Origin of the sequence: Rhodoferax sp., from assembly GCF_018780565.1 — a bacterium.
Classification (GTDB): Bacteria; Pseudomonadota; Gammaproteobacteria; order Burkholderiales; family Burkholderiaceae_C; genus Rhodoferax.
In genome coordinates this window covers 290479-314359 of record NZ_JADMJN010000008.1, presented here as the reverse complement: position 1 = coordinate 314359, position 23881 = coordinate 290479, and the positions used below count along the sequence as shown (strand labels likewise).

Sequence of the window (23881 nt, the reverse complement as noted above, 5' to 3'; positions counted from 1 at the left end):
GGCGAGCTTGAGGCGCTGGATGCGGCACTGGCGGCTTTTGATTTCGTGCAGGGTGTGGTTCAATGTGACGCACTGATCCAGAAACTCAGCCTCAACTTCTGACCATGTTCGACGACGATACGCCCATCGCCCAAATACTGGAAGCCAGCCATGGCAAACCCAAACTGTTGGTGGTGGATGACCAACCCATCAACATCCAGGTGATGCACCAGATTTTCGGGGCCGATTTTCAGATGTTCATGGCCACCAGCGGCCCGCAGGCCCTGGCCATCTGCAAAGACAATCCGCCAGACCTGGTGCTGCTGGACATCGTGATGCCAGGCATCGATGGTTTTGAGGTCTGTACACAGCTCAAGGCCGATGATGCAACACGCAATATCCCCGTGATATTTGTCACTGCCCACAACGACGCCGCACAGGAAACCCATGGCCTGGATGTGGGCGCGGTGGACTTTATTTCCAAACCGGTCAATCCTGCTGTGGTGCGGGCTCGCGTCAAGACCCATCTCACCCTGAAGTTCCAGTCTGATGTCATGCGCAAGCTGGTGTTCCTGGATGGCCTGACCGGGGTTTTCAATCGCCGCTACTTTGACCAGCAACTGGGCATGGAAATGGCACGCTCCGTTCGAAACAGCACGCCCCTGTCACTGATCATGCTGGATGTCGATTTCTTCAAGCGCTACAACGACCACTATGGCCACCAGGCAGGCGATGACTGCCTGCGCCAAATCGCACTGACCTTGAAAGAGAGCCTGCGCCGTCCGGCAGACCTGGTGGCACGCTACGGTGGCGAGGAATTTGCCTGCATCCTGCCTGAAACCAGTTTCGATGACGCGCTGGCACTGGCCCGCGATCTGGAGCAGCGGGTGCGCGCAAAGAACATTCCTCACGAACGTTCGGATATTGCCCAGGTTGTCACTGTCAGCCTGGGCGTGTCCGGCCGTGATGCCGCGGGCGCGGGAGATGCCGACGTGTTGCTGGCCGAAGCAGACGTGCAACTGTACAAGGCCAAGCATGCCGGGCGCGGACGGGCGTGCGGTCAGTTGACGAAGCTGGCCTGAGCCGGCCGACAGGGTGTTCGCCTGCTCGCCTACCCAGCACACAAAGCGCCGCCAGGCCCTCTTAAAATAAGCGTCAATAACTATTAAATCGATAGCACGAATCTTCCAAATTCCTTCGCTCCCATGACCTCCTCACAAGAAATTTCTCCCGGCCTGGTTGTCCAGCGCTTCACCCCCCCGCTAAGTTTGCGTGATTTCAAGCTGATCGCGTTTGACATGGACTCCACCCTCATCAACATCGAGTGTGTGGATGAAATTGCCGATGCCGTGGGTCGCAAGTCTCAGGTGGCTGCCATCACGGAAGCCACCATGCGGGGAGAGATTGCCGACTTCAAGGAGAGCCTGCGCCAACGTGTGGCCCTGCTCAAGGGCGTGCCAGTCTCTGCCATGCAGGAAATTCTTGAAAAGCGCCTGCAGCTCAATCCCGGTGCCGCCGAACTGGTAAGCGCCTGCAAGGCTGCTGGCATGAAAGTGCTGCTGGTCAGTGGCGGTTTTACTTTTTTCAGCGACCGTGTGCGTGACCGCCTGGGCATCGACTTCACGCGCGCCAACATCCTCGAAGTGCAAGATGACTTGCTGACCGGGAAGATGATCGATCAGGCCTGGGGCGACATTTGTGATGGCGCCGAAAAACGCAAAATGCTGCTGCTGACCTGCGGCGAACTGGGTATTGAGCCGAGTCAAACCATTGCGGTGGGTGATGGCGCCAACGACTTGCCCATGATGGGCATGGCCGGCCTGTCCGTGGCTTACCACGCCAAGCCCAAGGTACGCGAGCAAGCCATGGTCGCCATCAACACCGGCGGGCTGGACCGCCTGCTCGAAGTCGTAACGGCCTACGTGCCCGACAAGGCCGCCGCACTGGACCTCTCAGTCCTGGATGAACTGGTGGGCAACGATGCCACCAAGTTCCGCAAGTTTGCCTTGCTGTTTCTCAGTTCTCTGGAAGACGTGCTCAAACAGGTTGATGAGGCTTGCGACCAGGGCGATATGGCGACGCTGGCGGCGATGGGGCACCGTGCCAAGTCGACGGCCATGAACATCGGTGCGGCGGAGTTTTCCCACCAATGCCTGCAACTGGAGCAAACTGCAAAAGCCCGGGACACCGCAGCGGCCATAGCCATCGGCAGCAGTCTTCGCCCCATGTTCCTGGGCATCCGGGCGGCTATCGAACAACGGCTGGCGACCTGAGAATCGCAGCCGCTGCGCTTGCGATTCAGGCCAGCTTGGCAATCAACTGCAACAAGGCGGCCTTATCGACTGGCTTTTGCAGCGAACCCAGCAAAGTGAATCGTCGCAGCTGAGCCACCAGGGAAGCGGAGTGCACCACCTCGCCACTTTGGCCTGACACAATGATCAGCGCGCCCTTGAATCCCCCTTTGGCCACGGCCTCCATGAACTGGAATCCATCCATTCTGGGCATGTGCAGATCGCTCAGCATCAGGTCAAATGGTGAATGAGCCGACGCTTGCGCCAGCGAGTGCAAGGCCTTCTCTCCGCTGGACTCTGCCGTGATATCGCTGATGCCCAGACTGCGCAGGGTTTCCGAGATGACTTCCAGTTGAAAAGGATCATCGTCCACCACCAGCACCTTGAGGGCATTGCGGCTCTTGGACAGGGTTGCAGCGGGTTTGGCAGTAGGGTGGTTCATGTCGTTTCCGTGAATCGGGTTCAGCGCGCGGGGCGTTGGTGCTTCTGATCTTCCATCGTGTAGGTCTGGCTCAAGGACCCCATCCACTCATCAGATGTGGGCAAAGATGCCAGCTCATCGACAGCCAAAGTCTGATGCATGCGGCCCATGTCGTCATCCACACCGCAGAGTATCTGGGAAACCCGGTCCTGAAACTGCATGGCCATCAGAAGGTTCTCCACCTCGCGGCGCACCACCATACCGTGCTTGTGCATGGAGTCCGCCGATGCACCGAGCTTTCGCACATGGTTGAGCACATCTTCGACGATGTTGCCCGACATCGAGACCACCAGCTTGTCCTGGCTGCTGGATTCTTCAGCCGCAGCCATGGTCATGTCCATGATGGCGCCCACCTGCTCGACCCTTGCACCAATGCGCTTGCCAGTGTCGGCTGAGCGTTGCGAGAGCTTGCGCACCTCGGCAGCCACCACCGCAAAGCCACGCCCGGAATCGCCGGCACGGGCCGCCTCAATGGCGGCATTGATGGCCAGCAAATTGGTTTGCGCGGCAATGCTGCCCACCTCGGCGGCCATCGCACGCAGTGCGTGAGTCTCAGAGGCAAGATCGCGGATATTGGTCAACATGGAGTCCTTGCCTTCAATCACCACCGTGAGCGACCCCACCACCGGCTGCAGTTGCCGCTCGCACAAGGTCAACAAACCAATGGTATTGCTGGAATCTGCACCTGATTTGGCCGCACCGCCAATGCCGGCCAAATCCAGCTGCTGCAACACCGCCGCGAAACTGGTGGTGAGCTGCACCACGGCAGCTTCAGTCTGCGTTTTGACAGCGTTGACATGGTGCTGCCAGGCCGGCAGCACATCCTGCAGCAAATCCGACAACTCTTGAATCGAAGGTGGAATTTCAGCCGTGCCATCGCGTGCGCGAGCATTGGCGTCTGCGCTGCTCGCCGGCCTTTGCGCCAACAACATCCAGACCGTTCCACCCGAGAGCACTGCCACGCCAGCCAGGGAGAGCCATTGCAGCCAGGCTTCGCTGCTCAACAAGGGAAGCGAGGCCACCAACACGGTCAACAAAGGTGCCAACATCCACAGCCACACCGAAGGTTTTACCTGGGTGGGCGTTTGGGCTTCAGCCTTCGAATTGACCGACATATTTGACTTTCCCCTTGGCAAAGGCACAGCAATGCGCTGACGCACAAATCATCTGCTTAAATTATGACGCCCATTCGGTCTTTGTGGCGCACTGCCCGCAGACTCTCTCATTTATATTAACCCACCCTCGGCGGCAACCACTTCAAGATCATCGCGAAAAGCTCTTCCGGATCGACCGGTTTGGGCACGAAGTCGTTCATGCCCGCCGTCATACAAGCCCGACGGTCTTCGCTGAAGGCATTGGCCGTCAGGGCCAGAATCGGCTTGGTCTCCCACCCCGGCAGGGTCCGGATGGTGCGCGTCGCCTCCAGTCCATCCATCACCGGCATCTGCACATCCATCAGGATCAGGTCATAAGCCTGGGTTGAAGCCTTGGCCACCGCCTCCCGGCCATCGGCTGCCGTGTCGGCCGACAGGCCTGCGCTGTGGAACAGATCGACCGCAATTTCACGGTTGAAAGGATCATCGTCCACCACCAGAAATCGGGCTTTGGCGTGATGGTGTCGGAGCAAGGCTTCCGAATCCGCCTCCTCTTCCCGGGAGCCGGCCGGGATCGAACCGCGACCCCGCTGCAGGCATGCCGTGAACCAGAAGGCACTGCCTTCGCCGGGCTTGCTCTCGACCCCGGCTTCACCGCCCATCAATCCAGCCAGGCGCTGGGTGATGGCCAAGCCCAGGCCGGTGCCGCCGTATTTGCGCGTGGTCGATGCATCGGCCTGTCCAAAGGCCTGAAACAGGCGATCGAGCTTGTCGGGCTCGATGCCAACGCCGGTGTCCACCACCTCAAAGCGCACCCGCAGTTGGTCACCCTGGGCATCCAGCAATATGGCGCGCAGGCTGATGGACCCCTTTTCGGTGAACTTGACCGCGTTGCCGGCGTAATTGAGCAAGGCCTGGCGCAATCGCGTGGGATCGCCGCGCAGCCAAAAGGGAACAGTTTCCCGGTCGAGATGAATGGCAAGCCCTTTTTCTCGGGCTGCCGAGGCAATGATGGCGCCCACGTTGTCCAGTACGGTTCCCAGGTGAAAATCTGTTTCCTCCAGTTCCACCCGGCCTGCTTCGATCTTGGAAATATCCAGGATGTCATTGATGATGGACAACAGGTGCTGACCAGAGCTTCTGATCTTGTCCAGACGTTCCACCTGCCCGGGCAAAGGCTGATCGCGCCGCAGCAAATGGGCAAAGCCCAGGATGGCATTCATGGGCGTGCGGATCTCGTGGCTCATGTTGGCCAGAAAGGCGCTCTTGGCCTGGTTGGCGGCCTCCGCCTGCTCGCGCGCAGTCACCAGCTCGGCCGTGCGCTGCGTCACCATTTCTTCCAGCTGGTAGCGATGGCGATCAAGCTCTGCGCCCATGCGCTTGCGCTTGGTAATGTCCTCCTTCACCGCCACGTAGTGCGTGATGGCTCCATTGGGCTGGCGCAGGGGCGCAATGATGGCGAACTCGATGTAAGGCAATCCCGACTTGCTCAGGTTGTAAAACTCGCCTTGCCAGGACTTGCCAGCGACCAGGGCACTCCACAGGGCGGTGTAATTTGCGGGGGGCGTGTCACCAGAATGCAGAAAGCTCGGGTTGCGGCCCAACACCTCTTCCCGGCTGTAACCGGTTTTCTGGACAAAGGCCTGGTTGACATATTCAATGCGGGCTTGCAGGTCGGTGATGACGATCATCTCCGGGCTTTGCTCCACAGCCAGGGACAGCTTGCGCAACTGGTTCTCCGACGCCTTGCGCTCGGTGATGTCGCGCACGATGACGTGTGTGGCCGGTTCGCCGTCGTAGGCAATGGAGGTACCCCGGACTTCCACATCAATGACCGAACCATCAAGTTTGAGGTATTTCAGCTCGACCATGGGCGCACCCACACCCGTCTCATCAAGGGTTTTCAGTCTTGCCTTCACAAGCTCGTGGTAGTCGGGATGAATCAAATCCAGAATCCGTCGGCCCATCAGATCCGGGGCCGAGGTCGCGCCGAACATCTGCACGGCGGCCGGGTTGACGTAAATCAGCCGCCCGTTGCGATGCACGGCAATCGCTTCGGACGACCACTCCACCATGCTGCGGTAGCGCTCTTCGCTGACCCTCAGCCTCTCTTCTGTCTTGTGCTTGTAAAGCGCCATCTCCAGCACCGTGCGCAGCTCCCGCTGCGAAAACGGTTTGAGGACATAGCCATAGGGCTCGGTCAGCTTGGCCCGCGCCAGGGTGTCGTCTGCGGCAAACGCCGTCAGGAACACAATCGGCAAGGCGTATTGCTCACGAATGGCCTGCGCTGCGGCAATGCCATCCATGGCGCCAGCCAGCTGAATGTCCATGAGCACCAGGTCTGGGCGCAGTTGCCCGGCCAGCGCAATCGCCTCCTCACCGTAGGAGGCATGTCCAACCGCCTGATAGCCCAACTCCTGAAGCTGCGCGGCAATGTCGCGCGCGACGATGATCTCGTCTTCGACGACCAGTATCCGCGGCTTGGCCGCAAGGGGTGGAGGAACAGATGGATCCATGGGGCGTAGTTCGAGTCTATTCCTCATTCACACAGCAGCCACGGCCCGCTTGGGCTCATCCACAGAAAAGTTGACCGAAAAGACGGCGCCGGGCCCCACCTCCAGATCCCCACCCAACTGGTGCGCCAGATCCGACACCAGTTGCAGTCCCAGCGACTGACCGCGCCGGGCTTCGAAATCCGGCGGCAGGCCAACGCCGGTGTCGCTCACCTCCAGATGCCATTGCCCCTGCGTTGTCGCGGGCCTTAACGTGATACGCACCGCACCCGGACGCCCCTCGGGAAATCCGTGCTTCAGGCTGTTGGAGATCAACTCGTTGACCAACAAGCCACAAGGCGTTGCCTGGTCCATGCCGACATGCAAGGGTTTCAGGTCCAGCTGAAGTTGAACGGCAACCCCTTGCGGAACCAGGGAGCGAAAAGCCTGGGTGGCAAGCTGCCCCAGGTAGGCGCCCATATCCACCGAGGCAAACGTGCCCGAGCGGTACAGTGACTCATGCAACAAGGCCATGGTGCGAATGCGGCCTTGCATGTCGCTCAGCACCGCCCGGGTATCGTCCCGGGTACTGCGCCCGGCCTCCAGCCGCAGCAGGCTAGTGACCACCTGCAGATTGTTCTTGACCCGGTGATGCACCTCGTTGAGCAAAGCCACCTTCTCCTCCAGCGACGCTTTCAGGGATTCCTCGGCCAGCCTGCGCTGGGTGATGTCCTGCAGAACGACATGAACCGCAGGCTTGCCGTCAAAATCAATCACCGTGCCCTGCACTTCAACGCAGAGTACGCTGCCATCGAGCTTGAGCATCTTTCCTTCTGCGCGCGGCGTACTGCCATGCTGCTCTTCGATCATCGCAGCCCGCGCCCGCGCAATGTCGCGCTGGGCCGGATGGACCAGCTCCAGGAAAGGCATGCCAATCAAGGCATGCACGGACTTGGCACCAAACAGCTTGACGGCGGCCGGATTGACATACACCAGCCGGCCTTCCCGGTGAACAAAGGTAGGCTCGGGCGACCACTCGATCAACGTGCGATAACGCGTCGCACTGGCGCGCAGGCGCCGCGCCATGCCGAACTGGCGCAGCGCCGTCTCCACCCGCCAGTTCAACAAGCGCAGGTAGCTGCGCTGCGGATCCCTGATCAAAAAATCATGCGCACCGCGCTGCAGACCCTGCACCGCAAGCGCCTCTTCGCCCGCATCAGCGAGCACCACCACCAGCTGCCCCACAAAGGCGTCCATCAGGTCGGACAAGCCGGCATCGGTCAACTGCAGGGCACTCAAAATGATGTCAAAGCCCTGCCCAACCAGCGCGCTGCGCACTTCGGCCACAGATCGGGCCACCGTGATTTCGTAGGCCAGGCCGGCCTCGGCCACAAAGCAGGTCAGCGCAGCCTCGTGCTCGCGATCACCTTCAACCAGCAGGACCCGGGTCAACTCCCTGGGACCCCGTTCGTCCCCGAGCTGATCCATGCTTTCGGACATCAGCCAGCTCGACAGCGAAGTGATGCCGCTGGGCGGGCTCTTTGCGTCGTGGGAAACGAGATAGGCAAAATTGTTCAGCTTGCGGTTGGTCGCTTGCATCTCACCCAGCAGTTCAGCGTTGTCATCACACTGAGCTTTGCGTTGCGTGATGTCAGCGCGTATGGCGATGTATTGAAAAGGCTGGCCCTGTGCATCCAGAAAAGGAACAATCGTGGTGTCCACCCAGTAACAGCTTCCGTCCTTGGCACGGTTTTTCAACTCGCCTTTCCAGATGTTTCCGTTGCGAATCGTGTTCCACAAATCCTGCATGAATGCTTTGGGGTGATGGCCCGAATTGATGATGCGGTGATCCTGGCCCAGCAGTTCGGCGCGCGACCATTTCGAGATGGCACAAAACTTGTCATTGACGTAGCTGATGCGGCCACTCGCATCGGTCACGGCCACGATCGCATGTGCATCAAGGGCCGCCTTGAAATGCTCCAGCGCCGGCAGATGCACCGGCTGGCCTGCCTGGACCCCTTGCACTGGATTCGCGTCTGCCCGGTTTGTGGATTTGTTATGTTCCATCCCTGAACCCCCCTTTTTTCCTGGTACTTTACTTAACTTGCGGCATTTCGACTACTGCCGCCGTACTTGGCCGCTCTACCGCGAAGGTCACAGCAAACGCCGCACCCGGCCCGATCGCCAGCGTTCCCCTGATCTGACGGGTGAGATCGGACACCAGTTGCAGCCCCAGGGACTGGCTGCGTCGGGTCTCAAAATCGGCGGGTAAGCCCACACCGGTATCGCTCACACACAGACGCCACAGGGAAGGCTCTTGCGGGCTCGCCTGCGCATCAGCCACAGGCTGCAATTCAATCCTCAACTCGCCACTGCGGCCATCCGCAAAGCCATGCTTCAGACTGTTGGAGAGCAATTCATTGACCAGCAGGCCGCAGGGGGTGGCCAGGTCCATGCCAACATTGAGCTCGGCCAAGTCCAACTGCAGGCGTACCAACCCATTCTGGAAAGTCTGCGAACGAAAGGCCTGCGTAGCAAGCTGCCCGAGGTATGCCCCCAACTCCACCGAGGCAAATATGCCGCTGCGGTAAAGCGACTCGTGCAACAAGGCCATGGCGCGGATGCGGTTTTGCATGTCGCCCAGCACCGCCCGGGTATCGGGCTGACTGCTGCGCCCGGCCTCCAGCCGCAGCAGGCTGGTGACCACCTGCAGATTGTTCTTGACCCGGTGGTGCACCTCATTGAGCAGGCCGACTTTTTCCTGCAGGGTTGCCTGCATTGCCTGCTGCGCCTGCTTGCGTTCGGTGATATCCGTATGAAGCCACAGCCGACCGTACACGGCTCCATCAATTTCCAGCGGAATGTAGTCGCGCAGGAAGGTGCGATTGCCGCTCATGGCAATCTCCTCACCCTGTACCACCTGTTCGGCTTCCAACAAACGTGCGATGCGCTGTACATTCCCAGCCGGATCCGCATAGACACTACTTATTTTTTGCACCAGCTCCACGCCGGACAAGCCCACCAGCGCTTCGGGCGCATCATCGATTTGGAACAAATCGCAAAACGCCTGGTTGACGTATTCAACCAGGCTCTGGCTACTGACCAACAAAAGGCCGCCATAGAGACTGGAGAGAATCAAGTGATAGCGCCGCACCGTCATTTGCAGCACTTTTTGCGCCCTCAGCCGCTCGGTGATGTCGCGCACGGAGCCAAAAATAGCCGGCTCGCCATCGTAGTCAATTGAGGTGGCCTGTACTTCCACGTCGAACGCCGTGCCATCCATCCTGAGATATCGCTGCTCCACCCGGGGTACCGATTGCCCCTGGCTGGTGATGGTTCTCACCCGGGCCAGCACGGACTGATAGAAGTCCGGGTGAATCCGATCCAGAATACGCGTGCCCACCAGTTCGTTCGCGGAGCGGGCGCCAAACAGACTGACGGCAGCCGGGTTGACGTAAAGTATTTTCCCGGCCCGATGCACCATCACCGCGTCGGGAGACCATTCAATCAAAGTTCGGTAGCGGTCCTCGCTCTCACGCAGGGCCAACTGAGTCCGGGTTTTCTCGGTGACATCACTCACTACCAGCACGATCCCCATGATCTCGCCCTCGGCATTTCGGATGGGCGCGGCACGGTCTTCAATCAGATGCTCGCCGCCGTCACGTGGCAGCAGCACCAAATGCTGGCCCAGCCCGACGGAGTTGCCCCGCTCCATGACGAGTTGCACCAGATCGACAGCAGGCACGCGCGTCCTGGCATCAAGCACATGCAAGACCTCGTTCAAAGGCCGCCCCCTGGCCTGGGTCTCGGGCCACCCGGTCAGGACTTCGGCAGCGGTATTCATGCGGGTGATCAGGCCCGCCGTATCGGTGGCAATGACCCCATCACCGATGGACTGCAGGGTGATCGCCAGACTCTCCTCGCTCAGACGCAATTGCTGCGCACTGTCCTTGAGCGACTGTTCTGCACGCGTGCGTCTGTGTGCATTGCGCGTCATGTACACATACAGCGCAGCAACCGCCGCCGCCGCGAGAAGCCACAGGGCCACGGCCAGGGCGACCAGCTTTCGCCAGGGCGCCAGCATGGCATCGAAGGACTGGCCCACGACCACCAGAAACTCCGGATGATCCGGCAATACCCGGTAGGCAAAACTGCGCAAAGTGCCATCGAATTCGCTGGCCCGGTCAAAAGTTCCGGTCTCACCACGGGTGGCCACTCCACCGAACACCGGAAGACCGGGAAAGGCCTTGCCCATGAACGCATCCTCCAGGGGGCTGCGCATCATCAACACACCATCGCGGCGAAACAGGGCAATGGAGCTGCCGTCACCCAAATCCAGCTTGCGCCACAGCTTCTCGAAATAGCTGCTGTCCAGCGCGGCCACGATGATGCCCGCGAAGGCACCCTCACTGGTGTGCATAGGCCGGGTCGCGCTGATCAGCCAGTCGCCCGTCGTGCGGCTGCGCAGCGGCGCCTCCACATGAAAAACAGTCTGCGGGTTGTTGCGGTAAATTTGAAAGTAGGCCCGGTCCGCCAGATTCAGTCCGATGTTGCCGACATCCGAGTCATACACAATGCGGCCTTGCGCATCCATGACCCACATGGCACGCACGAAGGGCAGCGCCTTGATCTGCTCGCGCAGCAAAGTGCGGCCGGACTCCTCGTTCAGCGCCCCTTTGCTGGCAAGCTGCATCATGCTGTTCGAAGCGAGCTGCAGTCTTTGGTCAACGGTCTGCAGCGCGCGTTCGGTCTGCTCGCCGATGGCAACGGCAAACGATTGCGTCAAGTGCCGACCCGACTGAAGTGACTGCGTGCGCAGGTAGTGCAGGGCTACAGCCAGCAAACAGCCCGACACCACGACAGCCCCCACAGCCAGCCGCAACAGCCGGGCGCCGAAAAACGCACGGTTCATTTTTGAAGCCATGGCCGGCCCCCTGGAGACAAAAGAGTTTTCATGTTTCATTCACGCTGCCGTAACCGGGGCAAGCCGCTGCGGGACCGGGAAGATCAGAGTAAACACGGCCTGCGGGCCCGCGCCCACCTCCAGCCGACCATCGATCTGCACCGCCAGATCGGACACCAGCTGAAGCCCCAGGGATTGGCTCTGACGCGCCTCAAAATCAGCGGACAGACCCACGCCGGTGTCGCTGACGCACAAGCGCCACAACACCGGCGCCTCCGTCTGAGCTTGCGCTGGCGACACGGGCTGTAATTCAACGCGAATCTCGCCACTGCGACCGTCTGGAAAGCCATGCTTCACGCTGTTGGAAATCAGCTCATTGACCAGCAGACCACAGGGCGTTGCCAAATCCATACCGACCTCGACGCGGGCCAGATCCAGCTGCAGGTGCACCAGACCACTGCGCGGGGCCAGGGAGCGAAACGCCTGAGTCACCAGTCGGGTCAGGTATGCGGCCAGCTCCACCGACGCAAAAATACCCGAACGATAGAGCGACTCGTGCAGGATCGCCATCGACCTGATCCGGCCCTGCATGTCGCCCAGCACGGTCTTGGTTGCCCCCTGGCTGCTGCGCGCGGCCTCCAGTCGCAACAGGCTGCTGATGACCTGAAGATTGTTCTTCACCCGGTGGTGAACTTCATTGAGCAGCCCCACTTTCTCCTGCAACGAGGCTTGCAGGGCATTCTGTGCCGCGATGCGCTCGGTGATGTCCGAGCCCACGCCACGGTAGCCGGTGAAGTGCCCCTGGGCGTCGAAAATCGGCTCCCCACTGACCGACACCCAGCGCAATCGCCCAGACTGATCCTGCTTTTGCATTTGCAGATTTCGAAAGGGCAAGCGCGCCTGCAGCAATGCCTTGTGTGCGGCCCAGTCGCTGTCCGTGAGGTTCAGCGCGGGCATATCCCATCGGGTTTGCCCCACATAGCTGGCGGTATCCAGTTGATTCGTGAGCGTCTCATCACCCGCCAGATTCACAAAACGCAGGTTTTCATCCTGCTCCCAGAACCAGTCCGAGGACAACTGGGACAGACTGCGAAAACGTTCCTCACTGATACGCAGCGCCTCTTCCGCCTGGTATTTTTCAGTGACATCGCTGAAGACCAGCACCACGCCCACGATCTGGCCGTCCGAATTGCGAATCGGCGCCGCGCTGTCCGAAATCTGGTACTCACGGCCATCTCGGGCAATCAAGGCGGTGTGGTTGGCCAGCCCTACTATTTCACCCCGATCCATGACGAGTTGTACCGGGTTGGTGGTGACGACACGTGTCTTTTCATTGACGATATGAAACACCTCGGGCAGGGGCCGCCCCAGGGCGTCCTCAAGCGACCAGCCCGTCAGGCGTTGTGCCGTGTCGTTCATGCGCGTGATCAGGCCTTGCGCATCGGTGGCGATCACGGCATCACCAATGGACTGCAGGGTAATGGCCAGGTTTTGTTCGCTTTGACGCAGCTTCAGTGCGGCAAACTGGCGTTCGGTGATATCGCGCGACAGCAGGATCAGCCTGGGAGACTCCCCCTGCACCAGAGCCTTGCGCGCCACCGACAGTTCAAACCAGCGCTGCCCCCCCGGCAAGTGCAGATCAAGCTGGTGACCGGTGCTCACCCCTTTCTCCTGCGCCTCGCGCAGGGCGGTCATCACCGCCTGGGCCGCATCCTGCGGAAGGATGTCAAACACCGATCGGCCCAAGTACTGTCCGGCCGGTTCGGGCAGCAAGGCACTAGGTGGGGAATGGTAGCCATGGCATACCCCTTGCAGGTCCATCTCGAAGATCAGGTCCGGCACCGCCTCCAGTGTGGCTTTCAACTGGCTTTGCAGTGCGCTGATCTCGCTGTAGGGGCGCTCGATGGCTTCCACGAACACCGCACGGTACAGAAACAGATAGGACACAATTTTGTAGATGTGTCCGGCCACCAGGTAGATGTCGTTCACCTGGCCATACAGCGTCAGAAACGACTCGCTCATGGCCATGGTCAGAATGGCACCCAACAAGGACACGGCGTTGAACGGAAGAGGTCTGCGCATGCGCCATAGCAATGCCAGTGCCGCTATCAGATTGAGGGCCATCAACACATACTCGGCGCCCCGCTTGAAATCGGTCAAGCCTTGCCCTTGAACAAAAGTTGGGGGTAGGGTCTCGGGATGAATGAGGATGATCCAATGCACCAGCATCACCATCGCCATGACGCCCCCCAGCAGCACAAACCGGGTGTATCGGCGTTCGAATATTTGCCAGCGCGTCAGCGCAACACTCAGCAGCGCCAGCGCCGCCAACAGTCGGGCCGCCAGCCAGAAATTGATGGATTTTTCAGGGCCGCTGGCGGTCACATAGTCAGGCATGCCCTGAATGGAAAGCATGTGTGACAGATCAAGCAGGGCCACCCCGGCAAAGGCACACGCCAACAACACCATATTGCCTTGCAGCCGGCCCCGAGGGGCATTCCAGATGACTGCAAAAATGAGCCCGGACACCACGATCGATGCTGTTTCAAACAAAGTGTGCAAGGGCTCATAACCCGCGACACCACGTAGACCAGGCAGCGCGGGCGCCCACCATATGCCCACCATCAAGACCGCCAATACGGCCAGCTTGAAGCCAACCCGGCGCAAATCCGGCAGATGGCTTGGGTCCAGATAGTGCTTTATTGTCATCCCCTCACTCCAGTTCCTTGTCTACGGTAAAGTCCACCGCAAAGACAGCCTGTGGCCCCACCCCGATCTCCAGCGTAGCGCCAAGCTGCAGGACCAGATCGGCCACCAGTTGCAGGCCCAGCGACTGCATGCGCCGGGCGTCGAAATCCGGGGGGAAACCCACGCCGGTGTCGCTCACGCACAGGCGCCACCGCGCTGGCTCACCCGGCACGCCAGCCTCACGGGGCAAGGGCTTCAGTTCGATGCAAACCGCACCGGCATGACCCTCGGGGAAACCATGCTTGAGGCAGTTGGCCAGCAATTCATTGACCAGCAACCCGAATGGCGTGGCCTGGTCCATGCTGACGTGAACCGCCGCCAGATCGAGCTGCAGACGCACCGACCCGCCCTGAGGCGCCAATGTTCGAAAAGCCTGGGTCGAAAGCTGCCTGAGGTAGACACCGAGGTCCACCGAGGCAAAGATGCTGGTACGGTAAAGCGTTTCGTGCAGCAGGGCCATGGAGCGGATGCGGCCCTGCATGTCCTGCAATACACGCTGGGTGCCTGGCTCACTGCTGCGCCCACTCTCCAGACGCAACAAGCTCGTGATGACCTGCAGGTTGTTCTTGACCCGGTGATGCACTTCATTGAGCAGGACGACTTTTTCCTTCAGCAAAGATTGAAGGAATTCCTGCGCCCGCTTTTGCTCGGTGATATCGATCATCAGTCCGCGCAACCACTGGGGCTGACCATCTTTCACGACCACCTTCACAATGTCACGCAACCACACCACGCGACCGTCTTGCGCAATGAACCGGTATTCGAAGTCGTGGCTCTCCAGTCGCCCCGTGCAGGCGGCACAGTAGGACACCGCCTGTTCGCGGTCATCCTCATGAATGTGGCTGACCCAGAACCCTGGCAGCAGCCAGTCATCCACGGGATAGCCCAGTATGCGCTGGGCATTGTGGCTCACCGAATTGAACGCGAAGGTGGTGGCGTCGGCCTCCCAGACAATACCGTCGGTCGAATCCACCAGGTCACGAAAACGCTGCTCACTGGCCCGAAGGCCCTGCTGCACCCGGTACTTCTCGGTGACATCGCTGAACACCAGCACCACGCCCACCATCTGTCCATCGGCCGCGCGAATGGGTGCGGCACTGTCGGCGATCTGGTACTCGCGGCCATCGCGGGCCAGCAATACCGTGTGGTTGGCCAGATCCACCACCTGGCCGTGTTCCATCACCCGTTGTACCGGGTTCGCAACGGTAAGACGGGTCTGGGCACTGATGATGTGAAATACATTGGACAGCGGCTGGCCTGCGGCTTCGGCCAAGGGCCACCCAGTCAGTCGCTCGGCGGTGGGGTTCATGCGGGTGATGCGACCCTCAGTGTCTGTAGCAATCACGGCGTCGCCAATCGACTGCAATGTAGTGGCCAGGCTCTCTTCACTTTCGCGCAAGTTGGCATCACGCTGCCTCAGGGTGGCCAGCAAGCGGTTGAAGCTGCCCATCAGCGCCCCCACTTCGTCAGCCCGGGCCACGGGCAAAGCCTGCGGAAACGCGGTTTGGTCGGACAAATTGGCCAAGGTCTTGGAGGCGGCGCGCATGGGGGCCAGTTGCCGCCTGACAGACCACCAGGTCAGCACACCTGCGAACAGGGTAAGAAAAAGCGTCGCGATGAAAATGCGCTGCTGCACGACGCGGATCGGTGCAAAAGCCTCGTCGATGGGCAAGCCCACCGTGAGGTACCAGCCGGCCGACGGGACACCTTTGGCAGAGGACAGCATTTCAATACCAAACGGATTGGTGAATACGCCGCTGCCTTCGTAGCCCTCCCTGAAGCGGACCGCCAGCGGCTCGGTGCTGCGTGTGGGCATCATGCTCAGGCGTTTGTCGGTGGCGGTGACAACCAGTTTGTGCCTGGACGAGATCAGAACGTAGCCACCCGTCTTGCCATAGCGATGGCCAGCAATGGCGTCCAGAAAGTTGGGCCGGCCCAGGTCCGACACCCCCGCCAGTGCACCGATGACACGGCCCTGCGCATCCCGGATGGGCACACCCATGGTGATGTTCGGAGCCTGGAACTGCCTGGCATCAACCGGCCGCCCGATGCTTGCCTTGTTTTCCTTGAGGACGGCGGCGATGGCATCACTGTCGATGAAATTGCTGCCAACACGTCCAGCCCCCGTGGGAATCGAGGCAACCGCCGTGCCATCCCGGTCCGTGACGAAGGCGCCCACATTGAATTCTTTCTGAAATATCTCGCGATCTGCCAGGAATTTCTGCAAGGCCGCGTGATCTGTCAGCAGGGATGGTGTGATTCTTTGGGCCACCGTTTCCAACGCTTTCAAACGATCGCCGACCTCCTGCTCAATCTGCGCCGCAACCAGGGAAACCGCAGAAAACTGCTGCGCACCCAGCAGGCCTTTCACATCCTCCTGCAGCGTACGGCCCGCGTAGAAGGCGAGCGACCAGATGCTGGCCACAAAAATGAGCAGCGTCAGCAGGGTGACCCGGGTATTGAGCGAGCGCAGCGAGGAGATGCTCTGGGTCATGGTGCTTGACTGGGCCAATAAATGCTATTGAATAAATAGCTGACTATTTAATATGGACGATGAATTGCATGATTTTTCATCACATTTTCAAGCAACACCTGAGGCGGCACGGGACGCCCGAAGTGGTAGCCCTGGAAGGCGTCGCAACCGATATCGGCCAGAAACTCGCGCTGGCCTTCGGTCTCCACCCCTTCGGCAATCACGATCATCCCCAGGCTGTGACCCAGCGCCACGATCGTGCGGGCAATGACCGCATCGCTGGGGTCGGTCAGCACATCGCGCACAAACGACTGGTCAATCTTGAGCTGCGCCAGGGGCAGGCGTTTGAGATAAGTGAGTGAGGAGTAGCCGGTGCCAAAATCATCGAGCGAGAAGCTGACGCCGCGCGCCTTGATGGCGTTCATCTTGAAAATGATCTCATCGACATTGGCCACCAGCATGCTCTCGGTCAGCTCCAGCTTGAGCAACTCGGGCCGGCAGCCGGTTTTCTTCAGCGCCTCATCCACATGGGCGACGAAATCAGGCTGCGCAAACTGCGAGGCGCTGACGTTGACGGCCATGCTCCAGTGCGAGGTCTGCGGGTGACCCGCCCAGGCCACCAACTGGGCGCAGGCAGTCTCCAGAACCCACTGGCCCAAAGGCAGGATCAAGCCGGTCTCTTCGGCCAGCGGGATGAACTCGGCCGGCGGCACCAGGCCACGCGTCGCGTTGTTCCAGCGCACCAGCGCTTCGACACCGGTGACCACGGGCGGGTCGCCGGCATGGCGCCCGGCCCTGACCTGCACCTGGTAATGCAAAACAAACTCGTCCTTGTCCAGCCCCCGGCGCAAGTCTTTTTCCAGCGCGGCATAGGCGCTTGCGGCCGCCTGCATGGTGGGGTCGAAAAAACGCACGGTGTTGCGACCGGCGGCCTTGGCCTGGTACATGGCCACATCGGCCTTTTTGATCAGGTCATCCATGGTTTCTCGGTCTTCCATGAACACCACAATGCCAATGCTGGGCGTGCTGCTGTAGGTGTGCTCGCGCAGGCTGTAGGGCTGGCCCAGGGCATCCAGAATCTTGCTGGCAACGGCTTTGGCCTGCGCGCCCGCCTCATGGTCGTGCATGCTCAGGGCCTCCAGCAGCACCACAAATTCGTCGCCGCCCAGGCGTGCCACGCTGTCGCCCTCGCGCACACAGGTGCTGAGCCGGCTGGCCACCTGCTGCAGCAGCACATCGCCCACGTCATGACCCAGGCTGTCATTGAGCAGCTTGAAATGGTCCAGGTCCAGAAACATCAGGGCGCCGTGCAAACCGCTGCGAGCCGAGGTCAACATGGCCTGGCTGAGCCGGTCCAGCAGCAAACGCCGGTTGGGCAAGCCAGTCAGGGGATCGTAAAAAGCCAGACGGCGGATTTCTTCCACATCCAGATGGTGCTGGGTGGTGTCGCGCACCAGGCCGATGAAGGTGGTATGCCCCGCGCGCGTGATCTTGGACACCGACAGATTCATGGGGAATATGCTGCCGTCATTGCGCATGCCCTCGACTTCACGCGGTATGCCGACCATGCGCGCCTCGCCGCTGTCCTTGTAGTGCTTCAGATACCCATCGTGGTGGCTGTGGTGCGGCTCAGGCATCAGCATGGCAACATTGCGCCCAATCACCTCCTCAGCGGCATAACCAAACACCGTGCAGGCGGCCTGGTTGAAGGATTCGATCAAACCATCGGTGCTGATGGTGATAACACCGTCCGCCATGTTGTCCAGGATGGACTGGGTGTGTGCAACCGACTCCTGCAAACGGGCATCGGCCCGGTATTTGTACAGCGCCATTTCGAGTACGGTGCGCAACTCACGCTCGGAGAAGGGCTTGAGAATGTAGCCAAACGGCTCGGCCAGCTTGGCGCGCTCCAGAATATCGTCGGCAGCAAATGCGGTCAGGAAAACGACCGGCAAGCAATACCGGGCACGGATGGCCTGGGCGGCCGCAATGCCGTCCATGGCACCGGCGAGTTGAATGTCCATCAACACCAGATCCGGACGCAGTTGTCCGGCCAGCGCGATGGCCTGCTCTCCCCGGGTGGCGTGCGCGACCGGCTCGTAGCCCAGCTCGACCAGCTGCGCCTGGATGTCGCGGGCGACAATCGTCTCGTCTTCCACGACCAGAATTCTGGGCTTGTTGACGGCTGCAGACATTGCTTGCTCTCCTGCCATAAATGAAGACGATGCTTCGGTTACGTGACCATGGCCGGGATGGCGGCAATGGCTGGAAGTTCGGGGCTTTCAATGGGAAAAGTGACGCTGAACGCAGCCCCTGGCCCGATCTCCAGACGGCCCCCGAGCTGCTTGGCCAGGTCCGCCACCAGCTGCAGACCCAGTGACTGGCCCTGGCGGGTCAGCATATCGGGCGGCAGACCCACGCCCGTGTCACTGACGCACAAACGCCACTGCGCGGCGCCACGCTCTGCGTCTGCATCTGCGTCTGCGTCTGCGTCTGCGTCTGCGTCAGGTTGGACAGGCTTCAATTCAAGACGGACTGCGCCACCGCGGTTTTCAGGAAAGCCATGCTTGAGGCAGTTGGCGATCAATTCATTGACCAGCAAGCCGCAAGGGGTGGCCTGGTCCATGCCGACACTGACCGTGGCCAGGTCCAGTTGAAGCGTCACCGCGCCGTTTTGAGGAGCCAGCGTGCGAAATGCCTGGGTGGCAAGCTGCCTGAGGTAGGCACCCAGCTCCACCGAGGCAAAAACACCACTGCGATAGAGCGCCTCATGCAGCAGGGCCATGGAGCGGATGCGGCCCTGCATATCGCCCAGCACCGCCCGGGTATCGGGCTGGCTGCTGCGCCCAGCCTCCAGCCGCAGCAGGCTGGTAACCACCTGCAGGTTGTTCTTGACCCGGTGATGCACTTCATTGAGCAAGGCCACTTTTTCCTGCAAGGCAGCCTGCAAGACCGCTTGCGCATGCTTGCGTTCGGTGATGTCGCGCGTCACGCCAATGTAATGCGTCAAGCGGCCCTGGGCATTGCGCACTGGGGAAATGGCCAGCTCGTTCCAGAACAGGGACCCGTCCTTGCGGTAGTTGAGGATTTCGCCGAAGAATTCCGCTTCACTGTGCAGGGTCAGGCGAATGGAATCGACCGTGCGCGGGTCGGTCAGCGGCCCCCGCAGAATCCGGCAGGTCTGCCCCAGCATCTCGGCCTCGCCATAGCCGGTGATCGCGGCAAAAGCATCATTGATTGACAGAATGCATTGGTCCGGTCCGGTGATGACCACACCCTGCGACACCGCCTTGAGGGCAGCGTCGCTGACCCGCAATTGCTCCTGGCCCTGCTTGAATGCGGTGACATCGGTCACCAATGAGAAGAAGCCCTGCACCTGGCCGTCGACCCGGTGGGCGATGTACTGTACCCATGTGTGAGCGATTTCGCCATTGGGCTTGGCGAGCAGGCGCTCAAACTGCTGATCTTCACCACCCAGAACCGCGCGCACATAGGGCTCATTCTTCTTGAACAGCTCGGGGCCTTGCAAATCAGGCAGCCGGACCCCCTGCATCTGCTCCGCGGTGCGACCAAACCAGCCAAAGTATTCCTTGTTGGCAAACAGGCAGTGCAGGTCACGGCTCCAGTAGCCCAGCATGCCCGGCACGTTGTCCGCAATGGCACGCAGAAACTGCTCGCTGCTTTGCAGCGCAGCCCGGGCCTGACGCCGTTCGCTGATGTCGCTCAGCACGATACGCAGCACCGGCGCGCCTTGTTCATCGAATCCATCCAACAGCGCCAGCTTGACCCAGAAGGGCGTGCCCTCGGGCTTGACCATGCGCAATTCGCAGGCGCGGGCTGCACCCGGTGTTACCGACTGTTTACGCAGCAGAAAAAAACTATCCTGGTCTTCTCTGTAGATGAAGTGGGTGAGGGGCACATTCACCAGATGCTCCCGGGCCATGCCCAGCAGGGTAGCCGCTGCGGGGTTGGCTTCCAGGATCAGCCCCTTCATGCTGACCGAGCAGTAGCCCATGGGTGCCTGTTCATACAAATCATGGTAGCGCGCACGCGCCGTGTCGAGCTTTGCCTGCGTCTGGCGCAGTTCCTCGTTTTGCATCTCCAGTTCGATTTTGTGCACCCGCAGATCGTGCAGCATGCGCTGCGCCTCTTCCAGCGTCAGGGCCTCCTGGCTCGGCAGGGGCCGGTCGGCGCTCAGCGCCTCGGCCCGCTGGCGCAGCGACGGCATGCCTCTTGAAGATGAGTCTGTCACGGGCTTGCTCCCGGGGATGGGTCGAGCCGCTCGGTGGTGGCAATGGCATAGACCTGTTCGGCGTCATTGATCAGTGCGGTGGCGGTCACAATCACATGCAAAACCGTGCCATCCTGGGCCAGGCGCTGGGTATGGAAGGGTTCTACAAGCTCATGGCGCCCCAACTGCAGCGCCTGTGCCAGCGTCTGGTCGCGCAGTGCCGCAGGAACGCGGTCCAGCACATTCATCTGCAGCGCCTGTGATTCGGTCCAGCCGTACATGCGCACAGCGCCGGGGTTCCAGGCGGTGATGCTGCCTTCCAGGTCCTGCACCGTGATGGCGTCATGTGCGTCACGCACCACCACGGCCAGGCGGGCCAGCTGGTTGGCTTTGCCCAGGGCCGTTTCGATGCGCTTCATCTCGGTGATGTCAAGGAAGGTGATCACCGCCCCCTCGATCACGTTGTCCAGTGTGCGGTAGGGGCGGATGCGCATGGCAAACCAGGCGCCCTGCGTGGTTTGCACCTGCTTGTCCTGGGGTGCCAGGGTGTCCAGCACGCTTGCCACGTCGGCCACCAGACTGGTGTAGCCCACCAGGTTGGAGACGATATGGCCCACGGGGCGTCCTACGTCGCTTTGAATCAGGTTGATGATTTCAGCCGCCGTGGGGGTAAAACGCAGGATGCGCAGCTGGTGGTCCACAAACACGGTGGCAATGCCGGTGCCCGCCAGCAGGTTGTTCATGTCGTTGTTGGCCCGGGACAGGTCCACCACCTTGGTGTTGAGCTCGGCATTGACCGTCGCCAGTTCTTCATTGACCGACTGGAGTTCTTCCTTGGAGGTTTCCAGCTCTTCGTTGGTGGACTGAAGCTCCTCGTTGACCGACTGCATTTCTTCGTTGGAAGACTTAAGCTCTTCATTGGAACTCTCCAGTTCCTCATGGGTGCTTTGCAGGTACTCGTCCTTGGCGCGCAGCTCTTCCCTGAGCGCGGCAATGCTGGCCGAGGCCTGCGCCAATGCCTGGGCCTCGTCTTCATTCAGTGCAGGCGGGCTGCCGGTCTGCGCGGGCTGCGGGATTTGCTCCGGCGCCTCCTCCAGTATCACCAGGTAGAGCAGGGCCTCGTTGGACAGGGGCGATGCCACCGGGTCTGCGATCTCCTGCATCGGCGTGGCGTTGGTAGGGACCGGCCGGATGCTGAGGTTGACCAGGGTGAAGTGGCCGTTGGTCTTGACGCGCAGGCCGGGGTAGCGCACCGCTTTTTGAGTCACGGCACATTTGTGCAAGGCCATGCTCAGGTCCTGGCGCAGGCCTTCGCGGGCCATTTTCAGGATGTTGTTCACGCCGGTCTCGCCGGGACTCAACTCCAGGTACATGCCGGTACGCCCGTGCAGGTAAAGAATGTCGCCCTGGACGTTGACCAGCGCACCAGCCGGGGCAATTTGCTCCAGCAGGGCCCGCTCGGTGAGCTCGCGCAACGGCAGCTTGGCCGGAAATACGGTCTTGCCGGTGTGGCGGGGCATGGCTGCCTCGATCGCGGTCATGGGTGGCAAGAACCGACCCAGGCTGGCTCGCGGCAGGCCCGCAAAATGCTCTTTGCGCTGGTAAACCTTGGCTTTGCGGTCCAGGACGTTGAACATGTCCGTGAAGTCGCCCACGCCTTCCGAGGTGCCCAGAAACAGCAGGCCGCGCGGGTTCAATGCATAGTGAAACAGGGGCATGAGTTTCTTTTGCAGCTCGGTGCTCAGGTAAATCAGCAGGTTGCGGCAACTGATCAGATCGAGCCGTGAGAAGGGGGGGTCCTTGATCAGGTCCTGCTCGGAAAACACCAGCATGTCGCGGATGCCCTTGTGAATGCGGTAGGACTGGCCGCCGGGCTCCAGCATGAAAAAGCGCGCCAGGCGTTCCGGCGAGATGTCGGCGGCGATGCTGGCCGAGTACAAACCCACACGGGCAGCGGCGATGGCGCGGCTGTCGATGTCCGTGGCGAAGACCTGAACCGTGTAGCTGATCTTGAGCGCTTCAATGCGCTCCTGCAGCAAGATGGCAATCGAGTACGCCTCTTCCCCGGTCGAACAACCGGCCACCCAGACCCGCACCACCGCGCCCGCAGGCTTGCCGGCAAAGAGCTTGGGCAGGACCTGCTCTTCGAGCACCAGGAAGGCCTCGGGGTCACGGAAAAAATTGGTCACACCAATCAGCAGGTCATGAAACAGGGCATCCACCTCGGCCGGCGTTTTCTGCATGTACTTGACGTACTCCTCGACCGTGGCAATCTGGTGCACGGCCATGCGTCGCTCAATGCGGCGGTGGACGGTGCTGGGCTTGTACAGGGAGAAGTCGTGTCCGGTCTGGGCGCGCAGCAGGATGAAGATTTTCTTCATGGTGTTGTCATTCACCACGGCCGCTTTGCTGGCAAGGTAACCATGGGCATGCGCCGCATAGGTGATGAGCTGGGCCGGCATGTCGGCCGGGGGCAACTCATAGTCCACGACGCCGGCGGCGATGGCACTGCGCGGCATGCCGTCAAATTCGGTGGACTCCGGGGTTTGGGCCATGACCATACCGCCCGCATCCTTGATGGCACGCACGCCAAACATGCCATCGCTGCCCGTACCCGAGAGCACGATACCAATGGCCCGCTCATGCTGGTCATCGGCCAGCGAACGGAAAAAGAAATCTATCGGCAAACGCTGGCCGCGTGGCTCGGTCGGCGCCAGCAGGTGCAAGGTGCCGTTGAGAAACGCCATGTCGCGGTTGGGCGGAATGATGTAGGCGCAGTTGATCTTGACCGGCATGCCGTCTTCCACCTCAAACACCTGCATGCGGGTATAGCGCCGGATCAGCTCGGCCAGGATGCTCTTGTGATCCGGTGCCAGGTGCTGCACCAGCACAAAGGCCATGCCGGGGTCCGCATCTTCGGGCATACCTGAGAAAAAAGCCTCGAAGGCAGCAAGCCCACCGGCCGATGCGCCAATACCCACAATGGGGAAATTCATCACGCCCGCCTCATCAGTGACTGGCGCGCTGGGTGCGGCGCTTGCTGCGGGTTGGGGCGCTGCGCTTGCGGCATTGGCTGGAGTTGTTTTTTTCGTCGCCATGATGGACATCCCTTTGGGTAAACCAGTATTGTGAAAACTCACAACGACAAGTTTATCCGCCGACCCTTTCGAATCGATTTAACTCCTAAAA

Annotated in this window: 12 protein-coding genes and 1 pseudogene; 3 read left to right on the top strand and 10 right to left on the bottom strand. The window is 60.7% G+C overall.

Annotation, left to right across the window (positions count from 1 at the left end; translation table 11 throughout):
* Positions 1 to 104: 104 nt before the first annotated feature.
* From IV109_RS13185 to IV109_RS13175, 3 genes and pseudogenes are all read left to right on the top strand, one after another.
* Positions 105 to 1061, top strand: a complete 957-nt coding sequence (locus tag IV109_RS13185; protein ID WP_296697136.1) for a diguanylate cyclase — start codon at positions 105 to 107, stop codon at positions 1059 to 1061.
* A 123-nt stretch (positions 1062 to 1184) separates the two neighbouring features.
* Positions 1185 to 1892 (top strand): annotated as a pseudogene (serB, locus tag IV109_RS13180) (phosphoserine phosphatase SerB); the annotation flags it as partial.
* Positions 1893 to 1901: 9 nt separating this feature from the next.
* Positions 1902 to 2252 (top strand): Hpt domain-containing protein, encoded by a 351-nt coding sequence (locus IV109_RS13175; protein WP_296697165.1) that lies wholly within the window; start codon positions 1902 to 1904, stop codon positions 2250 to 2252.
* A gap of 25 nt (positions 2253 to 2277) precedes the next feature.
* On the opposite strand, the gene IV109_RS13170 is transcribed toward IV109_RS13175, so the two are convergent.
* The 10 genes from IV109_RS13170 to IV109_RS13125 all read right to left on the bottom strand — a co-directional run bounded on the left by IV109_RS13170 (position 2278) and on the right by IV109_RS13125 (position 23790).
* Positions 2278 to 2712: a response regulator gene (locus tag IV109_RS13170; RefSeq protein WP_296697134.1), complete on the bottom strand. Its 435-nt coding sequence runs from the start codon at positions 2710 to 2712 to the stop codon at positions 2278 to 2280.
* A gap of 20 nt (positions 2713 to 2732) precedes the next feature.
* The gene (locus IV109_RS13165; protein ID WP_296697132.1) at positions 2733 to 3866 is read right to left on the bottom strand and encodes a methyl-accepting chemotaxis protein; all 1134 of its coding nucleotides are present in this window, start codon (positions 3864 to 3866) and stop codon (positions 2733 to 2735) included.
* Positions 3867 to 3982: 116 nt separating this feature from the next.
* Positions 3983 to 6361 carry a response regulator gene (locus IV109_RS13160; protein WP_296697131.1) on the bottom strand — a complete coding sequence of 793 codons (2379 nt, stop codon included), beginning with the start codon at positions 6359 to 6361 and terminating at the stop codon, positions 3983 to 3985.
* 27 nt (positions 6362 to 6388) lie between these two features.
* The gene (locus IV109_RS13155) at positions 6389 to 8404 is read right to left on the bottom strand and encodes a PAS domain S-box protein (RefSeq protein ID WP_296697130.1); all 2016 of its coding nucleotides are present in this window, start codon (positions 8402 to 8404) and stop codon (positions 6389 to 6391) included.
* A 28-nt stretch (positions 8405 to 8432) separates the two neighbouring features.
* Positions 8433 to 11261 (bottom strand): PAS domain S-box protein, encoded by a 2829-nt coding sequence (locus tag IV109_RS13150; protein ID WP_296697128.1) that lies wholly within the window; start codon positions 11259 to 11261, stop codon positions 8433 to 8435.
* A gap of 39 nt (positions 11262 to 11300) precedes the next feature.
* A complete protein-coding gene (locus tag IV109_RS13145; protein ID WP_296697126.1) occupies positions 11301 to 13949 on the bottom strand; it encodes an MASE3 domain-containing protein in 2649 nt (882 codons plus the stop codon).
* A 4-nt stretch (positions 13950 to 13953) separates the two neighbouring features.
* Positions 13954 to 16482, bottom strand: a complete 2529-nt coding sequence (locus IV109_RS13140) for a PAS domain S-box protein (protein WP_296697125.1) — start codon at positions 16480 to 16482, stop codon at positions 13954 to 13956.
* A 47-nt stretch (positions 16483 to 16529) separates the two neighbouring features.
* Positions 16530 to 18656, bottom strand: a complete 2127-nt coding sequence (locus IV109_RS13135) for a GGDEF domain-containing response regulator (RefSeq protein WP_296697123.1) — start codon at positions 18654 to 18656, stop codon at positions 16530 to 16532.
* 38 nt (positions 18657 to 18694) lie between these two features.
* Positions 18695 to 20713: a PAS domain S-box protein gene (locus IV109_RS13130; RefSeq protein WP_296697121.1), complete on the bottom strand. Its 2019-nt coding sequence runs from the start codon at positions 20711 to 20713 to the stop codon at positions 18695 to 18697.
* Positions 20710 to 23790 (bottom strand): chemotaxis protein CheB, encoded by a 3081-nt coding sequence (locus IV109_RS13125; RefSeq protein WP_296697119.1) that lies wholly within the window; start codon positions 23788 to 23790, stop codon positions 20710 to 20712. The genes IV109_RS13130 and IV109_RS13125 overlap by 4 nt, the downstream gene beginning before the upstream one ends.
* Between the last annotated feature and the right edge of the window lie 91 nt (positions 23791 to 23881).